The organism is Citrobacter sp. Awk 2 (assembly GCF_028069815.1).
GTDB lineage: Bacteria > Pseudomonadota > Gammaproteobacteria > Enterobacterales > Enterobacteriaceae > Citrobacter.
This window is the reverse complement of record NZ_JANEWL010000044.1, coordinates 1-18,362: the sequence shown is the minus strand read 5'-3', so window position 1 is coordinate 18,362 and position 18,362 is coordinate 1. Positions and strand designations below refer to the sequence as shown.

The 18,362-nt window shown below is 54.4% G+C and carries 16 protein-coding genes; all 16 read right to left on the bottom strand.

Features of this window, described 5'->3' with window-relative positions; translation table 11 throughout:
- The 16 genes from NNO02_RS12630 to tssL are packed head-to-tail and all read right to left on the bottom strand — an operon-like array spanning position 1 to position 18,150.
- Positions 1-402 carry a hypothetical protein gene (locus tag NNO02_RS12630; RefSeq protein ID WP_271454936.1) on the bottom strand — a complete coding sequence of 134 codons (402 nt, stop codon included), beginning with the start codon at positions 400-402 and terminating at the stop codon, positions 1-3.
- Entirely contained in the window at positions 384-1,706 is a 1,323-nt protein-coding gene (locus tag NNO02_RS12625) for a phosphatase PAP2/dual specificity phosphatase family protein (RefSeq protein WP_271454935.1), read from the bottom strand. The genes NNO02_RS12630 and NNO02_RS12625 overlap by 19 nt, the downstream gene beginning before the upstream one ends.
- Entirely contained in the window at positions 1,699-3,462 is a 1,764-nt protein-coding gene (locus NNO02_RS12620) for a bifunctional alpha/beta hydrolase/class I SAM-dependent methyltransferase (protein ID WP_271454934.1), read from the bottom strand. The genes NNO02_RS12625 and NNO02_RS12620 overlap by 8 nt, the downstream gene beginning before the upstream one ends.
- Positions 3,459-4,091 (bottom strand): lysophospholipid acyltransferase family protein, encoded by a 633-nt coding sequence (locus NNO02_RS12615; RefSeq protein WP_271454933.1) that lies wholly within the window; start codon positions 4,089-4,091, stop codon positions 3,459-3,461. The genes NNO02_RS12620 and NNO02_RS12615 overlap by 4 nt, the downstream gene beginning before the upstream one ends.
- A gap of 9 nt (positions 4,092-4,100) precedes the next feature.
- Positions 4,101-5,030, bottom strand: coding sequence for a phosphatidate cytidylyltransferase (locus NNO02_RS12610; RefSeq protein WP_271454932.1), 930 nt, complete (start codon positions 5,028-5,030; stop codon positions 4,101-4,103).
- A complete protein-coding gene (locus NNO02_RS12605) occupies positions 5,023-5,625 on the bottom strand; it encodes a CDP-alcohol phosphatidyltransferase family protein (RefSeq protein WP_271454931.1) in 603 nt (200 codons plus the stop codon). Before NNO02_RS12605 ends, NNO02_RS12610 begins: the two co-directional genes overlap by 8 nt.
- Before the next feature lie 37 nt (positions 5,626-5,662).
- Complete coding sequence (tssJ, locus tag NNO02_RS12600; RefSeq protein ID WP_271454930.1) at positions 5,663-6,178, bottom strand: type VI secretion system lipoprotein TssJ; 516 nt, start codon at positions 6,176-6,178, stop codon at positions 5,663-5,665.
- The gene (locus tag NNO02_RS12595) at positions 6,175-9,528 is read right to left on the bottom strand and encodes an ImcF-related family protein (RefSeq protein WP_271454929.1); all 3,354 of its coding nucleotides are present in this window, start codon (positions 9,526-9,528) and stop codon (positions 6,175-6,177) included. Before NNO02_RS12595 ends, tssJ begins: the two co-directional genes overlap by 4 nt.
- Positions 9,509-10,654 carry a hypothetical protein gene (locus tag NNO02_RS12590; RefSeq protein ID WP_271454928.1) on the bottom strand — a complete coding sequence of 382 codons (1,146 nt, stop codon included), beginning with the start codon at positions 10,652-10,654 and terminating at the stop codon, positions 9,509-9,511. The genes NNO02_RS12595 and NNO02_RS12590 overlap by 20 nt, the downstream gene beginning before the upstream one ends.
- Positions 10,651-10,908 (bottom strand): PAAR domain-containing protein, encoded by a 258-nt coding sequence (locus NNO02_RS12585; RefSeq protein ID WP_271454945.1) that lies wholly within the window; start codon positions 10,906-10,908, stop codon positions 10,651-10,653. Before NNO02_RS12585 ends, NNO02_RS12590 begins: the two co-directional genes overlap by 4 nt.
- 2 nt (positions 10,909-10,910) lie before the next feature.
- Positions 10,911-13,208 carry a T6SS phospholipase effector Tle1-like catalytic domain-containing protein gene (locus NNO02_RS12580; RefSeq protein WP_271454927.1) on the bottom strand — a complete coding sequence of 766 codons (2,298 nt, stop codon included), beginning with the start codon at positions 13,206-13,208 and terminating at the stop codon, positions 10,911-10,913.
- Positions 13,193-13,699 (bottom strand): DUF3304 domain-containing protein, encoded by a 507-nt coding sequence (locus tag NNO02_RS12575; RefSeq protein ID WP_271454926.1) that lies wholly within the window; start codon positions 13,697-13,699, stop codon positions 13,193-13,195. The genes NNO02_RS12580 and NNO02_RS12575 overlap by 16 nt, the downstream gene beginning before the upstream one ends.
- Before the next feature lie 52 nt (positions 13,700-13,751).
- Positions 13,752-14,258: a DUF3304 domain-containing protein gene (locus tag NNO02_RS12570; protein WP_442867905.1), complete on the bottom strand. Its 507-nt coding sequence runs from the start codon at positions 14,256-14,258 to the stop codon at positions 13,752-13,754.
- Positions 14,259-14,271: 13 nt separating this feature from the next.
- Positions 14,272-15,030, bottom strand: coding sequence for a DUF4123 domain-containing protein (locus tag NNO02_RS12565; protein ID WP_271454924.1), 759 nt, complete (start codon positions 15,028-15,030; stop codon positions 14,272-14,274).
- Between the two features lie 9 nt (positions 15,031-15,039).
- Positions 15,040-17,424 (bottom strand): type VI secretion system Vgr family protein, encoded by a 2,385-nt coding sequence (locus NNO02_RS12560; RefSeq protein ID WP_271454923.1) that lies wholly within the window; start codon positions 17,422-17,424, stop codon positions 15,040-15,042.
- A gap of 27 nt (positions 17,425-17,451) precedes the next feature.
- The gene (tssL, locus tag NNO02_RS12555; RefSeq protein WP_271454922.1) at positions 17,452-18,150 is read right to left on the bottom strand and encodes a type VI secretion system protein TssL, short form; all 699 of its coding nucleotides are present in this window, start codon (positions 18,148-18,150) and stop codon (positions 17,452-17,454) included.
- Between the last annotated feature and the right edge of the window lie 212 nt (positions 18,151-18,362).

Genomic DNA, 18,362 nt, shown 5'->3' with positions numbered 1-18,362 from the left:
TTAATCCACCAACGTAAAAGACTGGTAAAGGACTGTGCACAGTGAGGCGACCCACAGCGCCATTAGCGAGAACATGGCCCGGTAAAAAAGGTTTCTCGCCCCACGCCAACGTTCAGCCAGCGTACGAGTGTTACCCGTCTTTTTGGCCCACAAATTCGCCATCCCGTTATCAAATTCAGCGAGATCGCTTTCACTCTCAATGAGCTGAAAAAGCCGTTCATCCAGCCATATACGCCAACAGTAATAATGGGTCAGCAAAAAGAGTCCCATCAGCAACACGCAATCGAGTGAAAACAACAGGTTAAAGATCAGCACCAAAGGTGGCAGCGTCAGCGCAGCAAAGTAGCGCCAGCTCGACAGATGAATGTGCATGATTTTGTTGGTCATAGTGATATCTGACATTGCAGCTCCTTGCTGAACGTTTCCAGAAACTGAAGATGGGCGGGCGTAAGCACAACCTGAGGGCGCTGGGATTTGATTAACGCTACAGCCTGCGATACAGATTCGGCATGGCCTTCACTCAACAGCCATGCCGCTACAACTGTTGCACTACGGGATAAACCTAAAGCGCAGCACACAAGCACACTTTCATGTCCTTGCTGCAGCTGACTGAGCCTCATCACGGACTGGCGGATATCCCGTACGTCCGGCACCACCAAATCCATCAACGGGTAAGCTTCCCAGTGATCTGCTTTGCGGCGGCCCCTATGAAATTCAGCCGTCAGATCGAAAACGGCGGCCTGCACCATGGTTCTATCCGGAAAGCGACCCAATGCCACGCCATCATAAACAACGTTGCTCAGAGATATCCGTCGGGAAAACCATTTTTTTGAAAGCCATGCTCCAGCTAAATAAGGGAACAACAGCCAGCGGGCAGAAAGGGATAAATCGCCGTGATTATTTTTCTGAAACACCGACACCCCGAGCCCGGCATAGCCCGCCGCCACCATCAATAATGCCTCTGCAAACCACAGCAAAATGAAGCCGTGGGGGATCCACAATCCCACCAATAAAAACACTATTCCAACAGCACCATATTTCGCTGCGAGCCGTGCGCCGTGCGCTGATGGGCGCTTCCACCGCCAGTGGCCTTCAACCGGAATGGCATAGCTAACCACCACGCCGACCACAAACCCGCTAACGACATCGATGAAATGGTGCTGCCAGGTGGTAAGCACAGATACCGCTATCAGCAAAAACCACGCACCGGAAAGCAGCCTTGCGCCCTTCCCCAGATGCTGGCGAAAACGCAGCCACAGCAGCCATGTCAGGATGATATGCAGCGACGGAGCCTGGTTATAAGGCAAGTCAAACTGTTCGAGCTGTTGAAAAAGCCAGCCAAACATCCCCTGCGTTTCCGGGCGAATGAAGGTGAATTTCAGCGGGAAAAGGAGAAAACCGACACAGGCAATCAGCGATGCGGCGAACAGCCGACAGCCGTGGCGGGTCAGCTCCTGCTTTGTAGTACATATAAACAGCGAAATGCCATACAGCAGGTCAATGCTCCAGTAGGGCACGATGGTCCAGGGCATAAACGGGATAGCATGTTCCCATCCAAGGACCATGCTTCCCACATCATGACGTGTGGCGGTGAACTGATTCACCTGCCCATAGCTGAGGAAAAACAGCGGTCCCAACAGCACCAGCCAGCACTGCCCCTGTTTCCAGAGGCTGACCTTGTTCTGCATGAGCGTGGACTCAGCCATGCTGCTTTCTCACGGCCAGCGAGACGGTGAAAATACCAAACTCATCAATCACCTGGTGGCATTTCTCGAAACCCGCCAGCTCCACCAGCGTGTCCATCTCTTTTTGGGTACGCACTCGCATCATCCACGGAATGCCGTTCTGATGGCTGGTTAAGGTATAAGCAATGGTTTTCAACTGCGGGTGCCACGGTTGTCCGGTGTAGACCAGTACGCCGCCAGTTGGTATTGCCGCCGCCAGCCCGGCAAGCGAATCTTTGATTAAGGCGTTATCCGGGAAGAGTTCATACAGCCCGGAAACAATCCCCAAAGTGGGAGCGGGATCGAGCGTAGCGAGAGAGTCATAGTCAAAGGCATTGCCCTTTTTGAACTGAGCAACGTGACTTAACCCGCGTTCTTCAATCATGGCCTGGCCCTTTTCGACATTCAGGTCGCTGTAATCACGCAGCAGGATGCTTTCGATATCCTGATGTTTTTCCAGCGCGTCGAGCACATAGCGCCCGTGTCCGGCGGCGATATCCACCACATGAACTGGCATACCACTCTCTTTCAGCCGGGCGACAGCCTGCTCTATGACCTGCTGAATATTGACTTTTCGTACCCGGATCCCCTGCCAGCCAATACTGCTCAGGTAGTGTCGGTCAATCATGCGCCCCAGAATACCTGTGCCTTCCGGGTAGTTACGGTACACATAATCCAGCGTACTACCGGAATCAAAGCCCGTCTCGTAGCCCAGACGCATCCCTTTTGACAGTCTGCCGATTGTTTTCATGCCATAGCTCATTGAGGAATAGAACATCCCCTCCAGCGAGCGTGCTTTTGGCGGTGCCTGCAGTTCGCGGTACGCGTCGGCGCTCGGGCTCCACTGGTCTTCATGGCTGTAATCGAAGGTGTAAGGTTTTGCCGCATACAGTTTGTCGATAAAGGTTTTCATTTTATCGAAGGCCATAGCCCTGTCTTTTTCACCCAGCGTATCGTGATAGAAACCGGGCAAAATATGCTGCTCTTTGATAGTGCTGCGCAGACCGGCGTAGAACTGTTTTTGTGGTTTTGCGTGCACCACAAAATCATCGCCAGAGATAAGCAATTGAGTTGGCAATGTAATAGCGGCAGAGTCGGACACAATGCGCTCAGCCGTTTTGTAGAGATCGAGAAGAATGTTCACCGCGATTGCCCGCGTGATGAGTTTATCCTGCTCAAAACTGGCAACACGCTCCGGATCGTGGGTAAGGAATTTCCCTTTCACGTAGGAGTTGACGTAGAACAGGCCACGGATCCGCTGCATCAACCCAAGGCCCGTTCGGGCGAACGGCACATACAGTTTGACCTTAAAGGCCGGAGAAGCCAGCACCATCCCCCGAATTTTCGGCGCATAGTCGTGAGCCCAGGTAGAGACCAGTACCGCCCCCACGCTCTGCGCAATCACTACGATATCCTCAAGGCTGACCTGCGCGTCCTTCGCCACAAAACGAACAAACTCATCCACGTCCAGAACAGAGCGAGCCAGGCTCGGGCTGTAACCACGATCGCCCGGCGATTGACCGTGACCGCGAGCATCCCAGGCGTAAAAATGCGTATCGGGCATATCTAGCTCATCGACAATGTGCTGCAGACGCCCGGAATGTTCATGCCCGCGGTGAAACAGCACGATCACTTTCTTACCGTTGCCTTCCGTTGCAGGCCAGTGGCGAAAATAAAGCGACTCACCATCGCTGGTTGCAAATGTATTTTCCTGAAATATACGCGCGTCCTGACTCATGTAATTTTCCTTGTCGCCTGCTGTTGTAATGTGACGAAACGAGTGAATAACGATAGTTTAAAAGTGGCTTTATCCGCGTCGTAAAACAGCGGTTCGTCGATGAAGATGTCGATAAAAAATGGCACGGGGATTTTCTGCCCTTTGCCCATCGAACGATCCAGGCCATGCATGTAGACGGGTATAATCGGCACCTCAGGGCACTGCTGGCTTAAATGCCAGATGCCGGATTTGATCTCTGCGAATTTCCCCGGCTCGCCGCGCGTGCCTTCAGGGAAAATAATCACAATTTTCTTTGCTGCCAGTGCATCGACGCAAGCCTGCAGCGGATTGGCCTGATGGGTTCCACGATAAACAGGAATGATGCCGATGACCTTCAGTGCAAACCAGCCAATCACTTTGTTTCGCAGGAAATAATCTGCCGCCGCCACGGGCTGCACGTTCACCAGCGTTGAAAGTGGAAACAGCGTGAACAGCGTCAGCACATCCAGATGGCTGTTGTGGTTCGCCACGATAATCGCCGGGCCTTCCACAGGCAGCTTTTTGCGGCCTGACACGCGAACGCCCAGCCATATCCAGACCACGGGGTACGCAATACACAACGTAAAGATCCAGCGCAGAAAACGGTTCATCTGCGCCCCTTATACATAGAAGTAGTGATAGAAGTGGAAGAACAGCGGCGCGGTGTAAATCAGCGAATCCAGACGGTCAAGGATGCCACCGTGCCCCGGGAGCAATTTACCGGAGTCTTTCACACCAAAATCACGCTTGATGGCCGACATCACCACATCGCCGCAGAACCCGCTCAGGCCGATAATTACCCCGGCACCCAGCGAGTGGATCCCGTTCATCGGTGTCAGCAGCGGGCCGAAAATGGCCGCCAGCAGCGTGGTGGTCAGCACGCCGCCCAGCAATCCGGCCAGCGTTTTATTCGGGCTAACCTTCGGCGTGACCTTGATTTTGCCCAATGATTTTCCCCACAGATATTGCGCAATATCGTTAAGCTCAGTGGTCGCGACCAGGAATATAACCAGCAGTGCGCCCGCTTTGATATCCACGCCTGGCAACATCATCAGGAACGCGACGTGGCTTAAAGCAAAGACCGTTGTCATCATGCCCCAGTGCATGACGGATGCAGAGTGTAAGAACCCTTTAGTATCGCCAACGAGCACCATGCGAGCAGGCAGGAATAAGAAAATGTAAATCGGGATGAATATAATGAACATGCCGTACCACGACATCCCCACCCAGATATATTGCAGCGGGATCGCGGCATACATCCACAGCAACGGCACTCTGTCAGAACGGCGTGTCGGGGCCAGCGTCAGATATTCCTTCAGTGACAGGAAGCTGAGAAATCCGAAGAAGGTGAGTGCCAGCCCTTTGGGCGAAAGCATCGCCAGCGAAAATAAGCCAACGATGACCCACCAGCTGTTGATCCGCTGCTGGAGTTCCAGCCAGTCACGCTGTGGGCGGCACTTTTTTAAGACGAATATGATGGCGGTCGCCAGTACTAAAACGCTGAAGATCCCACCAAGGCAGTAATACAACGTGTGCAAGGAATCAGGCATTGGTGACCTCCAGCGCACTGCGACAGCGGTTGATTGAGGTCCGGGCCAGCAGCACAGCCGAGATACCAAAGACAATATTGGCGACGATGATGTACTGCGGCCAAAGCGCGATAAACAGACCCAAAGCCCCCAGAACAAAGGCACGGTCACTTTTACCCATCGGGCCACGATAATTTCGGCTGCCCGTCAGGGTCTGGGCAGTGATGCCGCAAAACTCTGTCAGCCACGACAGCAGTACCACCAGCACAACCAACCACGGAGTAACTCCGGTCAAAAAAGCAAACGCGAGATAGAGTGCAGCATCAGCGATAATGTCGCCTACCTCATTGAGAATGGCCCCAAGCCTGGACTGCTGGTTAAATTCCCGCGCTAACATTCCGTCGATAGCATTCAGCGCCATACGGAAAAATAAGAAGATCGGCAATGAGATAAAAAACAGCGGTTTCGGGAAACTCATCAGTACGCTGCCGAGCAGAACCGAGGCCAGCATTGCCAATAGTGTTACCTGGTTTGCCGTCGCACCTATGGCATGCAGCCTGACGACGGTGGGTCGAAGTAAATTCTGAAACTTAGGTTTGATGTCATACAGCGTCACGTTATGGCTCCTGCCTTGTGTTTGACGGATTTCTATCTCAATGGTCGTAAAACAGGGTGTTATCCCTTACTTCAATGACGCGCGGCTCATCCGGGTCAAATGAGTCGCGGCTCAACACCTGCTTCCAGGTGCCACGGGTTCTGTCCGGCTTGCGGAACAGCCCGACGACAGCAACAAATTGCGCCTTCTCATCCATCGGAATATCAAGATTCAACGTCTGACCGGGATAAACACTTATCTGGCGTTGAGCAACGAGTGAATCTTTCAGCACCACATCCGGTTGTGTCAGCAGGTCGGTATATTCGGTGTTATCAAAAGTCTTGCGATCACTGAGTTGCAGAACGCGGATACGCAGCGGCATCGCCTGCTGCGCGTCATCCGCGTTTATGGCACTTCGGGCGGCAAAGGTGAGGTGCAGCGTCTCCACCTGGCGATAAAAAATCGCTTTCGCCACGCTCTCTGTACCCTGCTTCGTTTTCTGGTACAGGCCACAGCTGCTCAGCAGTAACAATGGCAGGCATAACCACAAAATACGGGATGGCCGGATGTTCATTGTTCACCTCCAGTACGGGTTCCCGCAGCGGCAGGACCACCGGATGAGAAAATCTGTGAGGGCAACACAAACCCGCGCAAATCAAGCAGTGACAGCGGCCCTTTCCCCAGCTCAGTACGTAGCTGGTAGTTCAGTGCCGCGCCGTCCGGCGTTATCCAGGCCACGCGGTACAGGTTGTCACCCAGACTCGTTACCAACGCTTTGTCCAGCAGACGAATAAAGCCCCAGCTACCCAGCTCATCCGAATAGAGGCGCGCGCCGGTTTTCACCGTGCGCCAGGTGAGCGTGGTCTGCGGTTGCCAGCGATTGTCCGGCCAGGTCAGGGTTTGCCAGCTTTCTTCCTGGTTGAAATACTGGAGTTTCTGTCTGTCCAGCGTCAGATCAGACTCCACCACATCACGGGAAGGTTTTGCCATCAGCTGAAAATGCAGCTCCACGTCGCCATGTGCAAAGGCCACATTTGCCACGCGGGTCAGGCGGTTTAGCGCATCGAGAAACGCCGGGTTAAAGGTCAGCCCCTGACTGTTCATCGCATCCGGCACCCACTTATCACCCTCAAGTCGCAGCAGGCCACCCAGGCGGGTCTGGATAAACTGCGTAATACGCCCGGTGTCAGAGCGCATAAACTGCGCCAGTTCGGGCAGTGAAGCCTCACTCTGACGGTCGGTAAACGGATAACGGTCTGCGAACGACGCGTTCCACGGGGTCACGATATCGCTTTGCCACTGGCTGTTGAGGCTCGCTGAGGTCGGGGAAAGCACCTGTTCCCAGGCCTGGATCATCGGCTGAACAAAAACAGTCTGGCCGAAACCGCTCCACTCCTGACCAAGACTCGCGGCAATCAGACTGCCGTAGTCGCGGGTGTCGGTGAGATCGACCGCCTTACCCTGAAACACGGTCAGCGCCAGCGACTGCATCATCGCCTGCGGATCGGGCGCGTTCGTCACCTGCTGAAGGCGCAGGCGAACACGGGTGATGCGGGTCAGGAAGGTTTGCAGGCTCAGGCTGTTCTGTGAAGCATTGCCGCCCGTCAGCGACAGTAACGGGCCAAAGGTTGCATCAAGTGGGCCGTGCGCCTCATTCCCGGCCTGCTGAATGGCCGCATTCGCCTTGTCGCTGTGGATCAGGTTTTTCGCTGAACTCACCAGCGAGTCAGTCAGATCGCCCCCGGTTTGCCCGGCCCGGCCCTGCACGTTCAGGGTGTTTATCAGCGCAATCAGCGGCGACTGCCGCACATCGGCCAGCAGGGTCAGCTGTTCAATCGACTCCGACAGGCTTCCGGCCTGATGCCACTGCAGGCTGTTGAGGAATTTAAGCCACGCCCCGGAATAATCAGAGAAGTACCGCGCCGTCAGCCGGGCTTTCAGCATGTCAGGGGAAACCGTGCCGGTGGCATCGCCGGAATGCTGGGCATCGCTGAGCACCCAGTCAATTTCTTCCCGGCGTGATTTTGCCAGCTTCGCGATGGCAGGCTGAATTTCTTCTTCCCAGGCCTTGCGCGTAAATACGCCGGGTACGGTTACTTCGGTACTGAACAGCTGGCTGCTGTCCGTGCCATTGACCATTGCACTCAGCGTCATATCCGCGTAATCACGGGATACCTGCTCAATCATCTTCTGATAGCGCGTGGACTCTGCATTGCTGGCCCCTATCTGGCGAAGCAGGGCTGAGCGCATGCCGCCGACCAGACGCATATCCGGCATGATTCGCCAGTCCAGATGTGCCGGAAGGTTCTGCATCATAAACGCCAGCATACTGTTACCAACCGCACGCCATGTCCCATCCTGGGCACCCTCGCGCTGCGGCCAGAACTGCATCACCGTCGAACTGAAGAAGGCCGGATCGGCTTTATCCGGGCGGGAAAGCATCAGGTACGCCCTGAGCTGGTCATACATCGCTTTCGACTGCGAGGCTCGCTGCGGGTCGTCAGGCGGCAGATTGCGCCAGATATTCATCAGCGAGGACAGATGCTGCGCTGATGCATCCCGCAGTAACGGCATCGCCGCCTGCTGCCAGTACGGCCAGAGGGCTTCAAGCACGTCATTGTTACGACTGAGGCCCATGCGCATATACCACGGCGCACCGTAAAGCTGGCGGTGTTGCAAGCGTTCAATTTCATGTTGCAGCTGATAAAGCGCCATCAGTCGTTTCGGCATTGGCTGGCGTGTATCCGTGGCATTCTGCGCAAGCTGCCGATCGGCCTGCATCAGACGCAGGTTCGCCACCCAGGAAAAGACGGTTGCCGCCAGCCAGAACGCCAGCAGGCAGGTACAGGCCAGCAGTAAGGATTTGCGCCACGACACGCCGGTTGCTACCGGTTTTCGCCAGCGCTGCGCGAGTAAATCCAGCCAGGCTTTACCCGGTTGCCAGGCATGTCTTAAGGAGGCCGCTCCTGAAGTGATGGCCGGGCTGAAGACCATCCCGCCGAGCGGCAGAGAACGTGCGCCTTCTGCCAGCTGTGAAAGTGTGTGCGTCAGGCGTTCTGTACCGCCATCACGCAGGCTGTGTGCCAGTTGCAACAGGAAGGCATGGTTTCGGTCATTGAGGGTCTGCTGCATGCCCTGCTGTACCAGTGCAGTTTCAAGCTGGGTCAGGGAATGACGAAAATCATTGGCTTCATCACCCGGCGCTGACAGGAAGCCGGTTCCCTGCAACGGAAGCCCAGGCTGTTCCCAATCCGGTGAGTGGATTTCCCACAGCCACAGTGGAACTTCCCAGCCTAACAGGTGGTACTGCTTTTGCATCTGACGGGCCACGGTATCCAGGGTGTCATGAGACAGAACGGTCTGTTCATTAACAATCCAGATAAACGCATCGGCCAGACGGCGACGAATTTTGCGAAGCGCTTTTAATTCTGCTGCATCCGGTTCATCTGTCGGGCTTCCGTGCCACAGCAACAACGCGCCATGCCCTTCCAGCCAGTGCTGCGTCGTCAGCCCCGGAATAGCCTGTTCCACCTCGTTTTCTTCACCGACAACCAGCATAATGCGCACCTTGCTGCGCCAGCGTCTGCCGTACTGGAATCGCAGCTGGGTAGTAATGTCTTTCACAAGCTGATTTTCAGGTGGCCGCTGTTTTTTATTCCCGGTAACGCCTGTTGCTTCCCGCGCTTTGAGCTTAACCAGCGCTTTCCAGCACAGAATGAACGGCGCACAGAACCAGATGAGAACCAGCCAGGCCATCGCGGCCCGGAAAGCAATCTGCCCTGGCAACAGTTCCGGCAGGTCAAAGCTGCTTCCCGCAAAGTAATAGAGCAACGCCCCAAGCAGGACCAGCAGGGTAATGGTGATGACGTAGCCAGTGACCAGCCAGAATAATGAGTGACGGGGTTCAGTGCGGGAGGTTTCCACGGGGAACGCAAACTCCTGTAATAAATTGAGATTCCATCAATGTCGCAGTCCAGCCACAGGACTGCCCCTGAAGGGCAGAGAGCACAGCCAGAGACTGCAAGACAAAAGGCGTAACCGGCCCAGCATTACCGAGCCACGGCATCAGGACATAATCCAGGCCTGACCAGCCGGACGGCAAAAGGGTATCCATCGAGGATGAATCGGCGGCCAGCATGCCTTCAGGTACACCGCGCAGACCTGCATATCGGCTAAGCTGCTCCGTCAGCTGCGCGGCGGTTTCCCCCGCGTCAGGCTGGAGTATTTCGCTGCGCGTCATCAGGGCTTGCGCCTGGTGTCCACATAGCCAGGCAAACCCGGCCTCCGAAGCGGTATACTCTGGCGAGGGTTTTGCCTCACCAAACCCCGCACACAGCAGCAGTGCCTGTTCATCGTCTGGCATGGCATCAATCACCCTGTCCAGTTCGGCAGCGCTTTGCAGCTGGAGCACATCTTCCGGCAGGAGAATGCCATCGGATTCCAGCACCAGGCTGAACGCGCTCAGGCTCTGTTCATCACCCAGCCAGCAAAACACCTGCACCGGTCGGGCTTCATTGGTTTCGCGCAAACGGGTCAGCACCAGACGGGCCAGATAGCGGGCCAGCAACATCGCCCGACTTTCCCGGCCTCCCAGCCCCAGCACCTTCGGGCAATGCAGAAGCACATTGCCCTGCGGATCATCTACGGTGACCGGAACGACAGGAAACGGTGGCGACAACAATGCCTGATGATCCGCTTCTTTATCACCCACAGGTGTAATCAGCATCACGGCTTCCACTGGCAACCTACGCGAACGGTGTCGCCACCAGGCCCGGACAGAGGACGCAATTTCCTCCCGATGCGTCTCACGATTCGAAACAGACTGAAGCCAGACCAGCCAGCGCAGCGCCACGGCGACCAGCCAGACGATCAACGGACACACCACGCTCCAGAACCAAAAGGAGAGCGTTCGGGTGGGTTTGCCTTCCGGCCAAAGCAGCATCGTTGCCATCGCGGCCAGGAACAAAATCACCGGCAGCGCAATCCACCATCGCCGCCAGCGAGCGGGATGAAGTTCGGCATACTCCGGGTAACGCGGCGGGAAGATCATCCGTGAACATCCATCGTGCTGAGTGAACTGACCAGCGTACAGCCGCAGGCGCATTTATGGCCGTCGAGCGAGACGGCCTTGCCGTTAATCGTGCTGCCTGGTGCGCCCTGAGCAATAGTGGTCATGCCGTGCTTATTGCAACGGGCTTTATCCCCCACGCAGGCCACCGGTTTCCCGAAGGCTTCATAGCTGCCGCTCAGCACCTCGCCGCCATATTCCTTCAGGGTATCTCCCACGCGAATCAACTTTTTCAGGCTCACAGGACTTTCACCCCCGACGCTTTAAGCATATCGATGGAGGAACTCATCATGGCCTGGTGTTGCTCATTAATGGTGTCTGAGCGGGTCTGTGATGCGACACTGCCAGGTTCATACCCTGATGCCGACTGCGCACTGGCAGTCAGGGTCTGTGTTGAACCTGTCGCCAGATCCGTAACCTTATGGACTTCACCTTTGTACGCTGACTTTGGCTCAACCAGATAGACAACCCGGTTAGAGGTCGGCTGTGCGCCGACGACTTTGCCTTCTACAGAGATCAGTTGCAGTTTCTTATTGGCCTTGTTGCCGCAGTAGATCATGCGATAGCGGAAATAGCCGCCCCAGGGTTCGCGGCCACCCAGCGAACTTTGCATAAACCAGGCGCGGGAGTCGTGGATCTGCTCGTCGTAAAGGGCCAGTAATTCGGCGCGAGGTTGGGTGCGGATGCCGGTTCCCAGCTTATCGGTGAACAGCTGCGGGTATAACCGGTTGCCGTCAGCCTTCATTTCCTCATATTCAGCGGCTTCATCATCGCCATTAATCAGAAAAACAGCATGCTTGGGGATCACATCAAGAACGACCTGTTTGGTTTTATCAAGGAAGCTGCCGTTAATGTCGCGCCCCCACTCCTTGTAGTCACTCTGGAACTCACGGGCGGCTTCACGCAGCTGATACTGTGCAGTGGTCGGATCGAGGTCTGGAATGCCCTGATTATTCACATCCGGCGTTTTGCGTTCCTTCAGCACCTTGGCCCGGCCAGCTTTGATGAGCCGCATTTTTTCATCGTGCGACTCTGCCTCTCGTTCGAGTCCGGCTTCATCCAGCTGCGGGGCGTTCTTATAGAAATATTGTGCGGTGAGACTGCCGTGAGCATAGCGGCCAATACGCCAGGCGGTAATCCAGCCAATCTGCTCGGTGACGGCACTCTCAAGGGTTTGCGACAGCTGATAGGCACGATACCCTTCCTGGCTTTCGATATCAGCGTTATTGCCCTGCAACGTTGTATTCAGAAGGGTTTGTCGCCAGATGTTGAAGCGGTTGAGCAGTGTTTTACTAAAGTCGAACTCTCCTTGTGATTCAGGAGACATAGTTCGCGACGGTGAAATGTCTTTTATAAGCGCAGAGATACATTTAGGTAGAACCGCTAATGGCGCACCGGCCTCAAACGCCACCGCATACATATCGTGAAGAACAATTTGAGATAGCACTTCACCTGTACCACCACAGGATTTGCCTTGATCGCGCGGAGGATACCCCCCGCCAACATCCGAGTGCATTCCCGGATAGATGACTTCCTGAGTGTTTGGTGGGTAACTGCCATCAGGCCGCCGAATCGAGTCCAGCGGGAAACACAGGCGCTGTTCATGCGCGGAAACAAAATGGCGACAGCATTTGATCAGGCCAGGGAATTTGCCGTCATCAGGCAGCTGTTGAGTATTATCAGCCCAGCCCATATGACCTGCGGCCCCAGGCAGGATGTGCGCCGCACCCACTGACGGAACCGTATCGAGAAGCCCCAAAAACTCGATACTCACCGGCAGTCCGGCGAGCGTCAGTTTGTCGTAAGCGAGTTTCGTTTTGGGATCGGGTAACTGCGTTAGCCAGCTGACAAAAGCACGGGCTTCCGCAGCACCACGGGAGAACCCGTAGATGAACAATTTGACGTTAATCAGGTGTGGCTGATGAGTGGGGATCTGCTCTTCCAGCGGCTGCAAAAACTTATTCATCGCCAGACGGCGGTTCACTTCTCCCGTGAAGGGTAAAGGTTCTCGCATCCCCGCCAGGCTGGCTTTCATCGTCGGTGCAGGTATGTGCTGCTTTGTAATGGCAAAGGTCAGCGCATCGGCCAGCTGCAATAACCCCCAGTTGATACGATCTTCCCCCCCCGCAGCAAAAGCCAGGCCATCGGTGCTGTAATCCATCTCTCCAATATCTGGGAACGGCGTACCTACTCCCGGAATGTAATAGGCAAAATAGCCATCGGCTTCAGCTGTTTTCGCGTAAGTGGCATGAAACAGCTTGGCGATGTTCGTAGGATGAGAAGGCGAGGCGCTTGTATCGTTGTGCTCATTGTTGCCCGTGCCATCGAAAAACAGGCTGATGTGCAGGCTCTGGCTACAGGTAAAGCCGAGTTTTACGCCGACCTGGGCACTCAACTGTGCTTTAAAGTCATCGGCCTCTTTCATCTGCTTTTTGTAATTGGCATTTACCTGGGCTTCCGTCAGCGTTAAGCGTCCACCATCAGGAAATTCTGGCGGTGCCCAGCACGGTAAAGCCAGACTCATTTCACTGGACATGACGCAGGCTCCTTCATATTAAGTGGCTCCTTCACTGGATATTCAGGCGTACCATAGCCATAGCAAGAGGTGGTCACTTTGACCTGATTGCAAGGCAAGAAGTGAACCGTCAGCCCACATGCTTGATCATATTTTGGAATATCTACGGTAGTACTGTGATGTTGATATTTAGATTTATGAAGCACATATGCTTTACGAAATTCATCAGTGCCTAACGGAGGTAAAATGACATTTGAATCCGGATCAACTTCCCACTCGATACGGGTTTTCAATCCAGGTTTCCATTCGTCAGGTAGCATGATGCAACACGAGTTGCCAGTCAGCGTTCCACCGTAACCATTTACGGTAAATGAGTTCACGGTCTGCCCCGCAACGTGGTTAATGCCACTAATGTTGGCCGCACTGGGTGCCGTATCAGTCGCCTTAGCGCATCCTGCAACCAAAACCATCAGTAAAGCGAAACACATTTTCAGCATGCGATTTACTTTCATCCCGGATATCCTTCCTTATCAATTTGTTGTCCTGACAAACGCAGAAGTAGGTTTAATTCACTGGACACGACGCAGGCTCCTTCATATTGAGCGGCTCCTTCACCGGATATTCAGGCGCACCATAGCCGTAGCAAGAGGTCGTCACTTTGACCTGATTACAAGGCAGGAAGTGAACCGTCAGGCCACACGCATGATCGTATTTTGGAATATCAACAATCGTTTCATTTTGCTGAAAACTATCTTCCAGAGCCTGTTCCCATGCTTTAAATTTCTCGCGGTCTTTATAGCCGGGAAATGGCGGCGCAGTCTTAGGGTCTACTTCCCATTTAATATTGGCTTTTAACCCAGCAACCCATTTATCGGGAAGCATGATGCAGCAACTGTTACCAGTGAGCGAACCGCCGTAGCCGTTGACCGTAAATGAGTTAACACTCTGACCAGCAACGTGGTTGATGCCACTAATGTTCGCCGCGCTCGATGGCGAATTTGCTGTCTGTGAACATCCCGCACTCAGTAGCGCGGTCAGCAACATGCTGTTGATCAGGAAAACACTGCGGATCATCCTCATCGCGTTATCCCTCAAAATCCTGCAATGCACCGAAATACCCTGCTTCGTTAGCGTTGAAGGCAATATCCAGACAGTCTGCAAAATGGCTTTCCCGGCTGATATTGCTGACGCTTTTTTCTTTCATCAGCGTTTCGGCATCACCGATGCACCCCATCAGGCCAACCTGAGCATCATCAACCCGGTTCAGTTCCGGGTCATCGGCCAGCGTGCGCGTCGGTAAGAAACTGCCTGACTTCCAGACGATCTCGCCGTCTCTGTCTCTCCAGCCCCAGAACAGCGCGATATCCGTAAACGCGGCCTGCTGTTCAGGGGTGAGGACGTGGGCAAGCAACGACGGGAATACGCGGTTATCGTAAAACCGCAGCAGGCCGGTTTGTTCCTCCCACTGCACCTGCGACAAGGCCTGCAAGTGGCGGCACAGCAAATCAAAGGCCAGAGGGGAGATCAGCAGCGTCAGGCGCGGAGTACCCGAGAAGTATTCCAGCAGCTGTTCCAGCCACATCCGGTGACTCGTCACAGCAAAATGCAGACGCATGACGACCGGGGAATACTCCAGCGTTCCCCCTTCCGGGGTTCCCTCGAACAGCTCAAACCAGAGTGCCTCTGGCGATAACTGACGCAGGGCATTTTGTAGCGGCTGGTCAGTTCCGGCCTGGTCTACCAGAACATCGATATAATCCTGCCCGGCTGCGGAACAGAGGGATTCAGCCTGTTGCATCCAGAGCATGTGCTTTTTGAGCGTTACCGGCGGTGTCGTTGTCATGACCTGTCCTTATCCACGCGCCGCAAAGGCGGCAGCGGCTTCCTGTGCTTTCTTCAGGCAGTCCTTACACACCGACTTCGGCAGTTCCGGCAGCTGTGTTTCAACGCTGGCAGGCGCATCCCAGACGTGCTGGCCTTTCAGGCTCAGTTTTCCTGGGGTATGGATTTCAATCGCGCCCTGCGGAGTGATACGAATCGACCCGCCACCACAGCCCAGCACAATCCCATTCTTCGCCGCGAAATGAAGTTCACCCTGAGTAGACTGAACGGTGACATCTTTCAGGGCCGTTAAGCCCATCAGGTCGCCGTGAGATTCGATGGTCAGCGGCCCTTTCCCGGACACCATGCGCATCCCTTCCTGCTGCGCCAGCAGTGAAATTGCCTGGCTGGCGTTCAGGGAAATTCGCTCACCGCTGGCAATATTGGCTTCACCCTGGCTTTGCAGGTGCAGCGTCTGGCCGCTATTTACCAGAACAGATTCCGGGCTGACTACACCAATCCCCTGCGGGGCGCTCAGCAGCATGGCCGGAGACTTCAGTTGATCGACGGCAGCAAGATAGGCCTTCAGGTGCGTGGCATCTGGCTGAAGGTTGTGATGTGACTGCGTGATAGTGTGCCAATCGGCCATTTGGCTGATGGCTCCTTTCACCAGGCTGATTGCCGGAGACATATCCAGCACCTGACCAGTAGCCGTCGCCTGCGCATCTGCGGTCAAAAAAAGCCCTTTACCCGCCCGGAGTGTGCCAGTGCTGTCAGTGCGCAACTCAAAACCTTCGCCGCGTTTGTTACGCGAACTGTCAACTATATGGCCGAGCGTCAGCTGGCTTTTGCCGCCATATTCCGTCGAAATTTTTACGTGTTCAGCCCCGCGCCGATCCTCAAATCTCAGTTTGTTGTTCGCCGGAGTTCTTAAAACATTGCGCTGATAGTTATAGAGATTGACGTGATCTTCATGCCGGGAATCATGCATGGCACAGAGGATGTACGGTCTGTCAGGATCGCCGTTGGTGAAGGCAATCATCACCTCTGTTCCGGCAATCAGCGGGAAATGCCAGCCATAAACGTTACCGGCGTAAGGTTTTGCCAGGCGCACTGGGAGGCTTTCAAAACCCGACTGCCAGGTAGTATTGAGGTCAAACTGGAATCGCACCCGGTAACGCCCGGTTTCATCCAGCTCGGCATATTGCGCATTTTCAACCGGGCTTGTCACCCTGGCGAGCAGCGTACCGGCGATGTGTGGCCGGGCCAGCAAAGGAGGACGATACGAGAGGTGCTGACGATTGGGAACGGCAGTAAAGCTGATGATGTAGGCGGTATCGCGGGAAACTCGCAGGGATGAGGTTGATACCACTAACAACCCGTTCGGTGCATCCTCCCAGCTCTTACCCTGCGGATGGATAATCATCCCTGGCCGGATATCCATGCCGTTAGATTTCCCGTCAAAGACAACCTGTTCTGTGACCAGACGTTCACGGCGGCGCTTAACGAACCAGCGGCCCTGTTCCGGCAGCTCTGCGGCCTGTCTGCCCTGCTCCTGGTAATTCTCGCCGTAGCGGTATTCTTCGCCGGTAAGCGCAGGTTTATCCAGATCGGTTTCCAGCTGCACCTGCATATCACTCTGGGCTTCGCGGTAATATTCATCGTTCACCCGCGTCTGCCCGGCAACCGAATGGCGGTTGACCGTCACATCCCACAGCGATTCCAGACCACCATCAAACAGGCCTGAAGGATGACGGAAGGCAATTTGGGGGCCATCCGTGAAGGCGTACCCGGAATCACCCAGCACCAGAACATCACGGTGATTTTCATCATCCCATGCAAAGTAGTAGAACACGCCAACACGGGCCAGATGACGCTGAATAAATGCCAGGTCACTCTCGGCATAGGAGATAAAGAAATCCCGCACCGGGTACTGCGTGTTCAACTGATAACGGTAGTCGAGGCTGGAGAACTCCCAGCGCTTCAGGATATCTTCGACAGCCCCAATGACGCTTTTATTCTGGTACACCGCGTAGGTCAGGCTGTTGCGCAGCAATGCCAGGCTGGCTTCGAGCACCACCACATAACGCGTGGTATCGGCAGAGCGCTCGCACTGCTGGAAAGACGTGATGACACCGCGCATGACGCGAGGACTGACGGCCTCCCAGGGCTTACCGTCCGGGTAAAACAGAAGTTGTGCCGTGGTGTTGATCAGCACATCGGCGGGAATGTCAGGAGTCGCACTGGTCAGCTCAATCGAGTAGCGCCACGGGGTATTCAGGGCTTCTTCACCGCTGAAACGCAGCACGGAAAGTTGAATATCCGGGCGTTGTTTTTGCAACTCCGGCACTTTCAGCTGGTAGTGGTTGTAGACCGGAATCTTGCTCCCCTGAAGGGTAAACGTATTTTCGCTCATGACCTGCTTCTCCCTGGTCAGTTGTTATCAGCTCAGTGTGAACCACTGAGCGAGCATATAGTGCAGATGGGTGCTCATTGCGCAGGATACGGCGACAATCAGCAGCAATCCCAGAAAGCACATTACCCGCGGTGAACGCCGCCAGAACCAAATGTCCGGGCGACGGTTACGAATAAAGATCGGCGTGTTGATTTTGCCTTTGGCTGCGGGTAACAGTTCATTCAGCTGTTTCAGCAGCGATTGCCGTTCTTCGTTTGCCTCGCCACCATCAAGCTGGTATTTCCCCTGATAGCCCAGCGTCAGCATCCGGTGATAGCAGGTCAGAATAGCTTCTGAAGGTTCGACCTCACGAAGCAACTTATTAAGGTGTACATAGAACCTTTCGCCCCCTCGCAGATCCATCAATAATCGTGACTGCAAAGGAGACGCATGCCACCAATATGATGTATCCACATCTTTTTGGTTCATAATGGCCTCGTCCAGAAAGACGCAATGCGCAAATTTGAACTCATCGCAGGTATAATCAGACGCACCGGCATTACGGAGTCTTTTTTGCACATCCTCAATCATTTTCAGGCAATGTTGATAAAGAGCTTTATCAACCACGACGCCGGGAATATTTCTAATAGCCAGTACGAGAAGCCATGTATCCTGAAATATAGTATCGATAAAGGAAGATGTTACTGATTTTGCTTGGGTATCCGTTCCGGGAATAGTTGAATCCACGTAGTTATATCCATTGTCAGAATAAGGCTTATTGTCAATGATGGTATTGGTGCGCCATCAGACGGGCAATGAAACATGTATTACGGAATGTAACAAAAATAGTATCTAACCCTCTCAGGCCTTGCCATATGCAAAGCTTGGAAAAAATCTGAAAATATCAAAACACTATTCAATAATTTATTTTCTATTCACAATCCAGATGTATTCACAAT

What these genes read in the sequence shown, in the direction of transcription:
- NNO02_RS12560 (WP_271454923.1), bottom strand. Translation starts at nt 17,424, where the DNA reads ATGAGCGAAAATACGTTTACCCTTCAGGGGAGCAAGATTCCGGTCTAC.
- NNO02_RS12615 (WP_271454933.1), bottom strand. Translation starts at nt 4,091, where the DNA reads ATGAACCGTTTTCTGCGCTGGATCTTTACGTTGTGTATTGCGTACCCC.
- NNO02_RS12620 (WP_271454934.1), bottom strand. Translation starts at nt 3,462, where the DNA reads ATGAGTCAGGACGCGCGTATATTTCAGGAAAATACATTTGCAACCAGC.
- NNO02_RS12590 (WP_271454928.1), bottom strand. Translation starts at nt 10,654, where the DNA reads ATGATCTTCCCGCCGCGTTACCCGGAGTATGCCGAACTTCATCCCGCT.
- NNO02_RS12630 (WP_271454936.1), bottom strand. Translation starts at nt 402, where the DNA reads ATGTCAGATATCACTATGACCAACAAAATCATGCACATTCATCTGTCG.
- NNO02_RS12575 (WP_271454926.1), bottom strand. Translation starts at nt 13,699, where the DNA reads ATGAAAGTAAATCGCATGCTGAAAATGTGTTTCGCTTTACTGATGGTT.
- NNO02_RS12625 (WP_271454935.1), bottom strand. Translation starts at nt 1,706, where the DNA reads ATGGCTGAGTCCACGCTCATGCAGAACAAGGTCAGCCTCTGGAAACAG.
- tssJ (WP_271454930.1), bottom strand. Translation starts at nt 6,178, where the DNA reads ATGAACATCCGGCCATCCCGTATTTTGTGGTTATGCCTGCCATTGTTA.
- NNO02_RS12580 (WP_271454927.1), bottom strand. Translation starts at nt 13,208, where the DNA reads ATGTCCAGTGAAATGAGTCTGGCTTTACCGTGCTGGGCACCGCCAGAA.
- NNO02_RS12610 (WP_271454932.1), bottom strand. Translation starts at nt 5,030, where the DNA reads ATGCCTGATTCCTTGCACACGTTGTATTACTGCCTTGGTGGGATCTTC.
- NNO02_RS12565 (WP_271454924.1), bottom strand. Translation starts at nt 15,030, where the DNA reads ATGACAACGACACCGCCGGTAACGCTCAAAAAGCACATGCTCTGGATG.